Source organism: Arthrobacter sp. CAN_A214 (assembly GCF_015751955.1).
Classification (GTDB): domain Bacteria; phylum Actinomycetota; class Actinomycetes; order Actinomycetales; family Micrococcaceae; genus Arthrobacter_D.
Genome location: NZ_JADOUU010000008.1, coordinates 33803 through 46323, shown reverse-complemented (window position 1 = coordinate 46323; position 12521 = coordinate 33803). Strand labels below are relative to the sequence as shown.

General features: G+C 67.4%; 10 protein-coding genes. 6 read left to right on the top strand and 4 right to left on the bottom strand.

Annotated features, from left to right (window positions below; genetic code table 11):
* Positions 1-78: 78 nt before the first annotated feature.
* Both IWX65_RS09070 and menD read left to right on the top strand, forming a co-directional pair.
* The gene (locus tag IWX65_RS09070; protein ID WP_196882244.1) at positions 79-2235 is read left to right on the top strand and encodes a PhoX family protein; all 2157 of its coding nucleotides are present in this window, start codon (positions 79-81) and stop codon (positions 2233-2235) included.
* 91 nt (positions 2236-2326) lie between these two features.
* Positions 2327-4129 (top strand): 2-succinyl-5-enolpyruvyl-6-hydroxy-3-cyclohexene-1-carboxylic-acid synthase, encoded by a 1803-nt coding sequence (menD, locus tag IWX65_RS09065; RefSeq protein ID WP_196882243.1) that lies wholly within the window; start codon positions 2327-2329, stop codon positions 4127-4129.
* Here menD and IWX65_RS09060 read toward each other — a convergent pair.
* The 4 genes from IWX65_RS09060 to IWX65_RS09045 all read right to left on the bottom strand — a co-directional run bounded on the left by IWX65_RS09060 (position 4126) and on the right by IWX65_RS09045 (position 8037).
* Positions 4126-4899, bottom strand: a complete 774-nt coding sequence (locus IWX65_RS09060) for an amino acid ABC transporter ATP-binding protein (protein WP_334683766.1) — start codon at positions 4897-4899, stop codon at positions 4126-4128. The two genes, menD and IWX65_RS09060, sit on opposite strands and share 4 nt — an antisense overlap.
* Positions 4900-4904: 5 nt before the next feature.
* Positions 4905-5690: an amino acid ABC transporter permease gene (locus tag IWX65_RS09055; protein ID WP_196882242.1), complete on the bottom strand. Its 786-nt coding sequence runs from the start codon at positions 5688-5690 to the stop codon at positions 4905-4907.
* 93 nt (positions 5691-5783) lie between these two features.
* Positions 5784-6566, bottom strand: coding sequence for a transporter substrate-binding domain-containing protein (locus IWX65_RS09050; protein ID WP_196882240.1), 783 nt, complete (start codon positions 6564-6566; stop codon positions 5784-5786).
* Positions 6567-6696: 130 nt separating this feature from the next.
* On the bottom strand, positions 6697-8037 hold the full coding sequence (locus IWX65_RS09045) for an isochorismate synthase (RefSeq protein ID WP_196882239.1): 1341 nt from the start codon (positions 8035-8037) through the stop codon (positions 6697-6699).
* Positions 8038-8150: 113 nt separating this feature from the next.
* On the opposite strand from IWX65_RS09045, the gene IWX65_RS09040 reads away from it, so the two are divergent.
* The 4 genes from IWX65_RS09040 (at position 8151) to IWX65_RS09025 (ending at position 12370) form a co-directional block, all read left to right on the top strand.
* Positions 8151-8924 carry a demethylmenaquinone methyltransferase gene (locus tag IWX65_RS09040; protein WP_196882237.1) on the top strand — a complete coding sequence of 258 codons (774 nt, stop codon included), beginning with the start codon at positions 8151-8153 and terminating at the stop codon, positions 8922-8924.
* Positions 8925-10241 (top strand): geranylgeranyl reductase family protein, encoded by a 1317-nt coding sequence (locus IWX65_RS09035; protein WP_196882234.1) that lies wholly within the window; start codon positions 8925-8927, stop codon positions 10239-10241.
* 60 nt (positions 10242-10301) lie between these two features.
* Positions 10302-11339, top strand: a complete 1038-nt coding sequence (locus IWX65_RS09030; protein WP_334683778.1) for a polyprenyl synthetase family protein — start codon at positions 10302-10304, stop codon at positions 11337-11339.
* A gap of 134 nt (positions 11340-11473) precedes the next feature.
* Complete coding sequence (locus IWX65_RS09025) at positions 11474-12370, top strand: DUF559 domain-containing protein (RefSeq protein WP_196882229.1); 897 nt, start codon at positions 11474-11476, stop codon at positions 12368-12370.
* Positions 12371-12521 lie beyond the last annotated feature (151 nt).

The window sequence follows — 12521 nt, the reverse complement described above, 5'->3', positions numbered from 1 at the left end:
CAGCAACCGGTACAGCGATTGTTCAATTCCCTTGCCAGTCTTCTGTCGAACGCCCGTTCGTTACCTGGAAGGCACCCCATGAGTGAAACCAAGCGCCGCCTGTTGCCCATGCTCGGCCACACCAAAGGAAAGCGCAGCGCGGTAACCTGCGCCCTGAAGTGCGACAACGCCTGCTCGGCCGCGGTCTGCAACAGCACCGACAACGGCTACTTCCGGGACATCGTTTCGCGTGAGTTCTCGCGCCGCAACATGCTCGGAGTGGGAGCAGCCGGCGCACTCACGCTGCTCGTCGGCACGAACGCCGGCACCGGGGTTGCCCAGGCAGTGTCGAACCAGGGCGGCAGGGCAGCCAAGGGCAGGCTTTCCTTCACCCCTATCGCTCCGGTGGACGCGATGGTGGACAACATGACCGTCCCTGAAGGTTTCGGCTGGAAGCCGGTCATCCGCTGGGGTGATCCCCTCTTCCGGAACTCGCCGGTATTCGATGCCGATGCGCAGACCGCCGCGGCCCAGGCCCTCCAGTTCGGCTACAACTGCGACTACACCGACATTCTCGAGCTCCCCGGCACCAAGGGCCGGCGTGCGGTGCTTTTCGCCAACCACGAGTACACCAACGAGAACATCATGGTGCCTCCCACCACGCCTGCACCGGAGGTGCGGGGCATCGGGAAAGCGGCGCACGGCCTGTCCGTCGTCGAACTGGAGCGCAAGAACACCAGCAAGCCGTGGAGCTACATCCAGGGCGCGCCGCTGAACCGCAGGTACCTCACCACCACACCGTACGAACTGACGGGACCGGCAGCCGGGTCCGAACTCGTGAAGACGATCGGCGATCCATCGGGACGCACCATCCTCGGCACGCTCGGCAACTGTGCCGGCGGGACCACGCCCTGGGGGACCATTCTGTCGGGTGAGGAGAACTTCAACGGCTACTTCGTCAGCGCGGGAACCAGCGACGGCGACCGGCGCTACGGCCTGACCAGCCAGCCGACCGCGCGCAACTGGGAAGCAGACGAAGCCCGCTTCGACACCCGCACCCCCGGCCACGAGAACGAGAAGCACCGCTTCGGCTACATCGTCGAAGTGGACCCCTTCGACCCCACGAGCACGCCCCGCAAGCACTCGGCGCTCGGCCGTTTCAAGCACGAGGGCGCCAACATCTCGGTGGCCCCCGACGGCCGGGTGGTGGCCTACTCCGGCGACGACGAGCGCTTCGACTACCTGTACAAGTTCGTGTCGAAGAACGTGATGCAGCCCGGGACCACGCCCGAGGCCCGCCGTGCCAACATGACGCTGCTCTCCGAGGGCTCGCTGTACGTGGCGCGGTTCCAGGGAAACTCCACTGCTGAAATCGATGGCTCCGGAGCGGTCCCCTCGGACGGGGCGTTCGACGGCGTCGGCGAGTGGCTGCCGCTGCTCATCGACAACGAATCGGCAGTGGAGGGCATGAGCGCCGCCGAGGTCGCCGTTTTCACGCGGCTGGCGGCGGACAAGATGGGTCCCACCAAGATGGACCGGTGCGAGGACGTCGAGCCGAACCCCGCCACGGGCAGGGTCTACGTCGCCTGCACCAACAACACCAACCGGGGTACCGGAACCAACGCGGCAGCCGACGAGGCAAATCCCCGCACGGTCAACCGCGACGGACACATCGTCGAGATGGTGGAGAACGGCGGGGATGCAACTGCCCTGCGCTTCACCTGGAACCTGCTGATGGTGTGCGGTGATCCTGCCAGGAATTCCAGCACCTATTTCAGCGGCTACCCCGTCGAGTTGGTTTCGCCGATCTCCTGCCCTGACAATTTGGCCTTCGATTCGGCGGGCAACCTGTGGATCTCCACGGACGGGCAACCGGGCACCATCGGCTACTGTGACGGCCTGTTCAAGGTGGGACTCGAAGGCGCTGACCGCGGAAGGGTGGAGCAGTTCCTCGCCGTTCCCCGTGACGGCGAGACCTGCGGGCCGATCATCCATGACGCCGACGGCAGCGTCTTCGTTGCCGTCCAGCACCCGGGCGAAGACGGCGACTGGGAGAACCAGGTGTCCCTCTTCCCCGACTACGTCCCGGTGGGCCAGTTCCCCCGCAAGGGTGAAGGCGCCCTCCCCAGGCCTTCGGTGGTCCAGGTGTACCGCGGCTCCGAGGGACGCAGCGAGGACCACTCGGGCCGAGGCCGCGGGCGCGTTTCCGGGAGGCCACGCAACGACGACGACCGCGGCGGGCGGGACGGCAGATAACTGACCCGCAGGGCATTGCAGGGCGCACCACCGGGACTCACCGGTGGTGCGTTTTGCGTTCGGTGGCCATGATCGGTGTGAGGATGGAGGAGTGAGCAATTCCCCCAGCAGCAGCGGATCCCTCAGTGCCATCGAAGCGGCACGACGCGTCGTCTCGGCATTGATCTCCGGCGGCGTGCGCGACGTCGTCGTCGCCCCTGGTTCACGGAGCGCTCCGCTCGCCTACGCGCTCGCGGAAGCGGGCAACGCACTCCGGCTGCACGTGCGTATCGACGAGCGTGTCGCGGGATTCACGGCACTCGGTCTTGCACTGGGGGCGCAGCGTCCGGTGGCAGTGGTGACGACGTCGGGCACGGCAGTGGGGGAACTCCTGCCCGCCGTCATGGAGGCGAACCACGCGGCGGTTCCGCTCCTGGTGCTGTCCGCCGACCGGCCGGAGGAGCTGCGGGGAACCGGGGCCAACCAGACGACGGTGCAGCCTGGCTTGTTCGGAATCCACGTCCGGTTCTCGGCCGATATACCCGCGGGAACAGACCCTGTGCCCTCCGTGGTCCAGGCGCTGGCGGAGGCCGGCGGCAGCGGAGGGCCGGCAGGTCCCGTGCACCTCAACCTTGCCTTCCGCGATCCGCTGGTGCCGGGACGGGCCGATGCGCTGCCCTCGGCTGGTTCGCCGGAGCCGGTCGCAGGGCTTGCGACAGGACGCGGGCCGGAATCAGTCGGTGTTGAAGCGACTGCTGGCGCGACCGCTGGCGCGCGTGCACCGGCCGACACCCTCGAACCAACCGCGATTGCCGCCGTCGGAACGCCCGGGGGTAGGGCCGGAACTTTCGCCCCTGCCTTGATTCCTCGGAAGCTACCGGAGGGCGCAACCACAGTGGTGGTCGCCGGGCACGGCGCCGGTGAGCTTGCCGCGGTCTTCGCCGCCCACCTGCGGCTCCCGCTGTTCGCCGAGCCGTCGTCCAACGCGCGTTTCGGCAGCAGCGCCATCGCGCCCTACCGGCTGCTGCTCGAGCATGCCGGCGGCTCCATCACGAAGGTGGTGGTCTTCGGCCGTCCCACCCTGTCGCGTCCGGTGGCAGCCCTGCTGGCCCGGGACGACGTCGAGCAGGCACTGTACGTTCCCTCGCCCGTGGCCTGGTTCGAGGAGGGCAGGCGGCACGAGCGCATCATCGACAGCCTGCCGGAACTGCTTCGATTTGCAGGCCGCGGCGCCAACGGCTGGCTGGACTCCTGGCGGAAGGACGGGGCGGCAGCGGAGGCTGCAATCCAGAACCTGCTGGCGGGGGAGACGGCACTCAACGGGTTGCACGTCGCTGACGCCGTGTGGGAGAACACCGACGGCAACCTGGTGATCGGCTCCTCGAATCCCATCCGCGACCTCGACCTGGTGGCCCCGACGGACTGGCATCCGCTCGACGTTTTCGCGAACCGCGGCCTTGCCGGGATCGACGGCACAGTATCCACTGCCACGGGGGTGGCGCTGGCCCGCGGCATCCCCACCCGGTTGCTGGTGGGAGACCTGACGTTCCTCCACGATGTCGGAGGCCTGCTGATCGGGGCTGGAGAGCCACAGCCGGATCTGCAGATCGTGGTGCTCAATGACGGCGGCGGCGGCATTTTCGGCCTGCTGGAGCACGGAGCAGAGACGACGACGGCGCGGTACGGAGCCGCCGTCGAGCGTCTGTTCGGTACGCCCCAGACGGTGGACCTCGCGGCCGTCGCTGCCGCCTACGGGCTCCGTTACGAGCGCGTTCCGTCCCTTGAAGTCCTTGACGCAGCGATGGAGCGGCCCATCGAGGGCCGCTCCATCGTCGAGATCCGCTCCGGCCGCGGAAGCCTCCGGGACCTGCACGCCCGGATCCGGCAGGCTGTTGCCGGCGCAGTGGTTCCCTAGAGCACCTTCGAGAGGAAACCCTTGGTGCGTTCGTGCTGCGGGTTTCCCAGGACGTTCTCGGGCGTGCCCTGCTCCACCACCACTCCGCCGTCCATGAACACCACGCGGTCGCCCACCTCGCGGGCGAAGCCCATCTCATGGGTGACGACCATCATGGTCATACCCTCACGGGCAAGCTGCTTCATGACCTCGAGGACATCGCCCACGAGTTCGGGATCGAGCGCACTGGTCGGTTCGTCGAACAGCATCATGTCGGGATCCATCGACAACGCGCGGGCTATCGCGACGCGCTGCTGCTGACCTCCCGAGAGCTGTGCGGGGAAGGCCCCGGCCTTCTCCGCCAGGCCGACCTTGGCGAGGTTGCGCCGGGCCACCTCCTCTGCTTCCGTCCTGCCGCGGCCTTTGGCGCGGCGCTGCGCGAGGGTGAGGTTCTGCAGCACGTTGAGATGCGGGAAGAGGTTGAACTGCTGGAATACCATGCCGATCCGGGTGCGCACCTTGTCGAGGTCCGTCTCGCCGTCGGTGATGTCCACGCCCTCCACGAGGATGGTTCCCGTGGTGGGTTCCTCGAGCCGGTTCACGCAGCGCAGGAGCGTGGATTTGCCGGAGCCGGACGGGCCGATCACGCACACCACCTCGCCCTGGTCCACGTGGAAGTCGATGCCCTTGAGGACCTCGTTGGTACCGAAGCTCTTGCACAGTTGGCGTACCTCGATGGCGGGTACGCCCGCAGGGGGTGCTGCCGAGGCAGCAGCTTTTGAACCAGCCACCGCTATCACCGGCCTCTCTTGTTGTGTCGTTCGAGCTTGGCCACGAGCTGCGTGAGCGGCAGCGTGATCACGAGGTACATCAGCGCAGCGAGGACCAGCGGCGTCGCGTTCGCCTGGCTCGTCAGTGAGTCCCTGGCGAAGGTGGTCAGCTCGCGGTCCCCCAGGGCCATTCCTGCGATGAACAGGAGTGAGGTGTCCTTGATGAGGATCACGAGCTCGTTGGTCAGCGGGGGAGTGATGATCCGGAAAGCCTGGGGGAGGACCACGGAGACCATGGTCCACGCCGGATTCATGCCCAGCGATCGTGCTGCTTCGACCTGGCCCTTGGGCACTGCCTCGATGCCCGCACGGATGGTCTCCGCAATGTAGGCCGAGGACACGATGATCAGCGCAATCAGGCCGGCACCGGCACTGCCGCCGGGAGGCCGCCACTGGAACGCGATGGGTACGGCGAAGGCAAAGGCGAAGATGACCAGCAGCGCCGGGAGACCGCGGAACAGTTCGATGTACGCGGTGGCGAGCCAGCGGTAAGGGAGCACCGGGGAAAGCTTCATCAGGGCGAAGATCAGACCGAGGAGGAGCCCTCCCGCGAAGGCGATCGCCGTGTAGACGATGGTGTTCTTCGCAGCGATCGTGACGATCTCGGGGAAAGCGGCAGCGGCCACCTCGAGGTCGAAGAAATTGGTGCGGATGGCCTGCCAGTCGGCCGCGAGGATGATCGCGAGGACGAGGGCGGCGAACACCGCGTAAAGCGCGCCCTGGATGAGGCGTCTGCGTGTTGAGCGTTTCACGCTGGGGGTTTACCTTCCTTCAGGAGGTTGCAGCTCCCGCGGCTGCCGGCGCTGTGTTCTTCGCGCCGGCAGCCGCGGGGCTTGAGCTGTTGATTACTCCGTGAAGTAGGTGTCGTAGATTTCCTGGTACTTGCCGCTGTCGCGCATCGCGGTCAGCTGCTCATTGACTGCTGCAACCAGCTCTTCGCTGCCCTCCTTGGCCATGGCGAAGCCGTACTGTTCATCGGTCTCGTATTCCTCGGCGATGGTGAATGCACCGTCCTCGGTGTGCCCGAGGTTGACCGGCAGGTCCTGAAGGAGGGCATCGACGTTGCCGGCCTGGACGGCCGCGTACATCTCGGCATCACTCGGGAACGCAACCACCTCGGTGTCGGCGGGTACGTTCTCACGTGTGTAGGTTTCACCGGTGGTGCCCTGCTGGACGCCTACCGACATGCCCGCGAGGTCCTCAAGGCTTGCTACGTCGGAGCTCTCGGGAACCAGCAGTGACTGCAGCGAGTCGTAGTACGGATCCGAGAAGGCGAGGTTCGCTTCACGCTCGGGAGTGATGGTCATGGCACTCGCGCCGATGTCGCACTGTCCGGCGGCGATCGTCGCGCCACTCTGGAGGCCATCGAATCCGACATCCTGGACCGAGAGTTCGAGGTCCATGCCGGTGGCGATTTCCCTCATGAGGTCGATATCGAAGCCGGTGTACTCGCCGTTCTCCTCGAACTCGAAGGGAGGGTAGGGGATGTCGGAGCAGACGGTGAGGTTGCCCTCGGACACGAGGTTCAGCCCGCCTTCCGCGGCGGGCTCCTCGGAGCCGCCACAGGCGGTCAGTGCCAGCGTTCCGGTGGCCAGCACGGCCAGCAGTGCGTTCTTTTTCAAAATCATGGGATACCTCGATTGGACGGGAAAGCGGACGGAGAGGGGGGACTCCAAGGAGCCGGATCGATTCTACTGCGATTTGAGATGTGCATCACAGGCTACAGGCATTGCCTATTGGTAACCAACCCAGGGTGGGTCAGCTGGACAGGTCGAGGGCCTGGATCATGGGGCGGAACTTGCTCCAGGTCTCGGCCAGCTCCGCTTCGGGCTGTGATCCCTCAACGATCCCGCAGCCCGCGTACAGGCGTATTCGCGTGGGGCTTTCCACGACCGCTCCGCGCAGGGCAATGCCCCACTCGCCGTTGCCCTCGGCGTCCATCCATCCCACCGGGCCCGCATAGGGTCCGCGCTCGAGGTGCTCGAGCTCCCGGATCAGGGCGCCTGCCACCGTCGTGGGGGTGCCGCATACTGCTGCTGTCGGGTGGAGGGCCTCGACCAGCGCCAGCGACGTCGGCACCTGCCCTTCGCCGTCGACGGTCAGCTGTGCAGTCACATCCGAGGCGAGATGCCAGACATTGGGCAGCTGGAGGACGAACGGCTCGCTGTGCGAGGTCATGGAGCTGGTGAAGGGCTCGAGCTGGCGGGTGAGGGAGTCGATCGCGATCGAGTGTTCGTGCAGCTGCTTGTCGGAGCCGGCCAGAACGCGCTGCGGGTAGTCCGGGTCCCCGGCGGGCGCGTTCGCCCGGTCGAGGGTGCCGGCCAGCACACGGGCCCGGGCCGTGCTGTTCTCGACCTTGATGAGCATCTCGGGGGTGGAACCGATGAGCCCGTCCACCGAGTAGGTCCAGCAGTCCTCGTACCGCACGGCCAGCTCGCGGAGCACCTGGGCAGTGGCGATGGGAGCGCCGAGTTCGGCGACGACGTCACGGGCGAGAACCAGTTTGCTCAGTTCCTCGGCCTGGACATGCCGGACACCCTCGGCCACCGCCACCATGTACTCACCCTCACTGAGGATCCCCGGGGACAGACGGTCCCCTGGGTGGGGTGCGCGTTCGGGGGCGACGTCGTCGAGGTATGCCGCGAGCACCGCTTCCGCTGCTTCGGGTGTCACGTCCGCGCCGGCGTCGCTGGTGATGTAGGTCAGCCAGCTGGAGCCGTCGGAGCAGCCCACGACGATTTCCGGAACGATCAGCCGGGACTCGTACGCCGATGTCTTCGAGAACGCGAAGGACCCGAAGGCGATGAGCCCGGTGCCGGACTGCCGCAGTGGATTGTCGACGTCGGCGGTTGCCAGCTGACCGCGCCACCAGTCCTGTGCCTCGGCGAAACGGCCCGGTCCGGCGCCGGTGAACCGTGCGGTCTCCCCGTAGGCGACGAGGCCGCCGCCCCGCCGTATCCAGGTGTGGGCATCGTTGCGTACTACATAGTCGAGCAGCCCGGTATTCGGTTCAATGGGTCCCCTCGAAAGGGTGATGCTTCGAAGTCCGCCGATCCGCGCGCGATCGGGCGCGGGTGCTGTCAGGGACGGATTGCTCATGGTGCCTCAAGCCTACTCCGGTGCGGGAGGAGCCCGATCCGGCGTCGGTGGGCCCGGTGTGCGAGCCTTCCGCAACGGTCGGGCGGCGGGCATTTGTTTGAGACAATGGGCAGGTGAAACGTGCATCACTGGAGAAGCGGCCCAACGAAGTAGCAGCCATGTTCGACGACGTCGCACCGAAGTACGACATCGTCAACGACGTCCTGTCCGTGGGCCAGGCGCACCGTTGGCGTCGGATCGTCGTCGATGCGGTGGATGCCCGGCCGGGACAGCGCGTCCTCGATCTCGCCGCCGGCACGGGCACCTCGAGTGAACCGTATGCGGACGCGGGAATCGACGTCGTCGCGTGCGATTTCTCCCTGGGGATGCTCACCGTGGGGAAGCGTCGGCGGCCGGACATCAACTTCGTGGCCGGCGATGCGACGAACCTACCCTTCGCCGACGATTCCTTCGACGCGAGCACCATCTCCTTCGGGCTGCGCAACGTCAACGAGCCGCACAAGGCCCTCGCGGAAATGCTGCGTGTCACGAAGCCCGGGGGGACCCTGGTGATCGCCGAGTTCTCGCAACCCACTGTTGCGCTGTGGCGCACCCTGTACACCGAGTACCTGATGCGTGCCCTGCCGGCGATCGCCACGAAGGTCAGTTCCAACCCGGCGGCCTACGTCTATCTCGCCGAATCCATCCGGGCCTGGCCCAATCAGGACGAGCTCGCGACGGAAATCTCCGGAAGCGGCTGGGCCGAGGTGGCGTACCGCAACCTCAACGGCGGCATCGTGGCAGTGCACCGGGCCGTCAAGCCGGGCGCGGCACCGCGTGCCGCCAGGCCTACGGTGGCCAGCGGCTCGGCGCGGCTGCGCCGACGCAGCACACGGGCGGCAAACTGAATGTCGGTCCTCATCATCGGCGCGGGCCCTGCGGGGTCCACCGCTGCCTTCTACCTGGCCAGCGCCGGCATCGAGGTGACAGTCCTTGAGAAGACGCACTTTCCGCGCGAGAAGGTGTGTGGAGACGGACTCACCCCCCGCGCCGTCCGCGAGATCCAGCTTCTGGGGCTGCCCCACGATGAAAGCGACGGTTGGCGCCGCAACAAGGGGCTCCGCCTCAGGGCCGGCACGCGGACGGTCGAGGTGCCGTGGCCCGAGCTCAGCGACTTCCCGGACTACGGGCTCGTGCGCACCCGCCTCGGGTTCGATGAAGCCCTTGCACGTCACGCCCAGCAGGCCGGCGCGCTCATCCTCGAGGGGCATTCCGTTTCCGCTGCGGTGCGCAACGACGCCGGCCGCGTTACGGGTGTGTCGGTGAACCTGCTGGATGCCGACGGGCGGAAGACCGGTGAATCGCGCACCTTCAGCGCCGACGTCGTGCTGGCCGCCGACGGCAACTCCACCCGGACCGCGGTGAGCCTCGGGATGGCGAAGCGGGACGACCGCCCCCTCGGAGTCGCCGTGCGTACCTACTTCACCAGCCCTCGGCACGACGACGACTGGATGGAGGGCTGGCTCGAGCTCCCGGATGCCACCGGGCGTCCGCTGCCGGGCTACGGCTGGGTCTTCGGGGTGGGCGACGGCACCTCCAACGTGGGCCTCGGCATCCTGAATTCCTCCGCGAAGTTCGGCAAGCTCGACTACAAGCAGGTGCTGCGCGACTGGACCGCCGGCATGCCCGCCGACTGGGGATTCACGCCCGAGAACCAGGTGGGCGAGATCCGCGGTGCGGCGCTGCCTATGGGCTTCAACCGGACACCGCACTACAGCCCGGGGCTCCTGCTGCTCGGCGATGCAGGCGGAATGGTGTCCCCCTTCAACGGCGAGGGCATCTCCTATGCGATGGAGTCGGCCCGCTACGCCGCCGAGTTCATCGAGCGGTCGCAACGGGTGCGCTCCCCGCTCGGGCGGGACCAGGTGCTTTCGGGGTATGCGCCCTACATCCGTGCGCAGTGGGGAAGCCACTTCACTCTGGGCAGCATCTTCGCCCGCCTGATCGGAAAGCCGGCCATCCTGTCGCTGGCGCTGCGCACCGGAATGCCGGTTCCCGTGCTGATGCGCTTCGTGGTGCGGATGCTGGCGAACCTCACCGATACCGGTGGGCGCGGCTTCGAGGACCGCGTCATCCACCTGCTCGAGGCGCTGGTCCCGCCCACCACCAACCAGCCCTCCGTCACGGCTGCTCTCCGTGCGCAATCTGCCGTGCCACGTGGTTAGTCTTATACGGTGACGAAATCCTTTCCCTCCAGCTGGACCGGCGTCGGTGCCGACAGTGCGCTGGACACCGCCGGAGGGCTTGACGATTCCTCGAGCCTGCCACCCGGTTTCGCGCTGATCGCCGAGGATCCCGAACTCGGGCCGGCCGTGGCTTCCTGCCTCGCCGAGGTCGAGAAGCAGCTGCGAGGTGCGATCTCGAACTCCGACCCGCTGGCCGATGCCACGAGCCGTCACCTCGTCGAAGCGGGGGGCAAGAGGATCCGTCCGCTCCTGACCATCCTTGCTTCCCACCTCGGCAACCCGACCCGCCCGGAGGTGGTGCAGGCCGCCGTCGTCGTCGAACTGACCCACCTCGCCACGCTCTACCACGACGACGTCATGGACTCCGCTCCCTACCGCCGCGGCGCACCGACGGCCCACGAGGTGTGGGGCAACTCGGTGGCGATCCTGACGGGCGACCTCATCTTTGCGCGTGCGTCGATCCTCGTGTCGGAACTCGGCGGGGAAGCCCTGGGCATCCAGGCCCGCACGTTCGAGAGACTGTGCCTGGGGCAGCTGCACGAGACCGTGGGGCCGGGCAAGGACGAGGATGCCCTCGAGCACTACCTCTCGGTGATCGCCGATAAGACCGGCTCTCTTGTGGCGGCATCGGGCCAGCTCGGGGCACTGTTCGCCGACACCCCGCGCGAGGTCATCGACGTGATGGTGGCCTATGGCGAGAAGGTGGGAATCGCGTTCCAGCTCGCCGACGACGTCATCGACGTCACCGGCCTCAAGGTGAAGTCCGGCAAGGCACCGGGAACCGATCTGCGCGAGGCCGTGCCCACCCTGCCGGTCATCCTCCTGCGGCGGGCTGCCGCCGCCGGTGACGCCTCCGCGGCCGAGGTGATCGCCCTGGTCGACGCCGACCTCACGTCCGACGCCGCGTTGGAGAAGGCCGTATCCGCAGTGCGCTCGCATCCCCAGACGCAGGAAGCGTGGGCCTTCGCGCAGCGCTGGGCCGACGACGCCGTCGCGGCCCTGGATCCGCTGCCGGACAGCGTGGTGAAGCAGGCGCTCGCCAGCTTCGCGCAGGCAGTGGTCAGCCGGGAAGTCTAGCCCTCCGCTGCTGGCTTCATGGCGCTGGCTTCACGGGGTGGGCGCATGGCAATTGCCGCCTTTGTGGGCCGGCGGCCGCTTTTGACGGCGTGTCGCCCTCCGACACGCATTGAAGCCGGGCATTGACGTGAAATGTGGTGCGGCGAATTGCGCACATAGCGACGGCGCCGACCCCGCGGTCCCGCCGGGTGCTGTTCGCTGTCTCCATGGAAGTCGTGCGCGTACTGCGCAGCATGGGATCGGTCGCCCGGACGCAGGACCTCCTGGGGAGAGGATTCGGGGCGAGGGCGTTGGCCCGGGCCGTCGCGGACGGACGCGTCCTTCGGCTGCGTCCGGGTGTCCTGGGCCTGCCAGATGCACCAGAGGACTTCAGTGCTGCAGTGGTCGCGGGAGGGCTTCTCACCTGCCTTTCCGCTGCTGCACACTATGGGTTGTGGACTCTCAAGGAACCGGCAGCGGTACATTTGAGCCGCGTCAATGTCGGTGCCGGGAACGCAGTCAACCATCGAGGCCGCAGCGTTCCGACCCATGCGGTGCTCCCGATCGTGGGTCTGGTGGACGTGTTGGTGCACGCGCTGCAGTGCCGCCCGCAGCGGGAGTCGATCCCGATGGTCGAGTCCGCGCTGAGAAGAGGAGACACAGTCCCGCAGTTCGTGAGGGACCGCCTGCCGGGAAACCGCAACGGTCGGGCGCGGACGGCACTCGACCGGGCCGGGACGAGCGCCGATTCGGCTATCGAGGTGGTTGCCCGGCTGCTGCTCGAGGACGCGGGCTGGCAGGTAGAGCCGCAGGTGTACATTTCCGGCGTGGGCCGGGTGGATTTCCTTGTTGAGGGATTTCTCGTGATCGAGATCGACGGTGCGGCTCTCCACTCCGACCGCAGGGCCCTCCGACGGGACCGGAAGCGCAACAACGCCACGGTCATCAGCGGCTACCTGGTCCTGCGCTTCTGCTACGAGGACGTGATGTTCTTCCCGGACGAGCTCCTAGCGCAGGTCGCCCAGGTACTCGGCGGGCGCCCGGTGCGGTGAGGCTGCACGGGTTTTGCCGTCCTTGCGGGGGAAGGCTGCGCAGTCGCGGCGTGTCTCCCCGCGACACGCCGTCGACGGCGGCAATGGCGGCACATGGAGTGCGGCGTGTCGGGCGCGACGCGCGCTCGACCCGCTGATAGGTGGGCAGGAC

Bases quoted from the DNA above. Each gene is read 5' to 3' on its own strand.
- IWX65_RS09070 (WP_196882244.1), top strand. From the start codon at position 79: ATGAGTGAAACCAAGCGCCGCCTGTTGCCCATGCTCGGCCACACCAAA.
- IWX65_RS09050 (WP_196882240.1), bottom strand. From the start codon at position 6,566: ATGATTTTGAAAAAGAACGCACTGCTGGCCGTGCTGGCCACCGGAACG.
- IWX65_RS09045 (WP_196882239.1), bottom strand. From the start codon at position 8,037: ATGAGCAATCCGTCCCTGACAGCACCCGCGCCCGATCGCGCGCGGATC.
- IWX65_RS09035 (WP_196882234.1), top strand. From the start codon at position 8,925: ATGTCGGTCCTCATCATCGGCGCGGGCCCTGCGGGGTCCACCGCTGCC.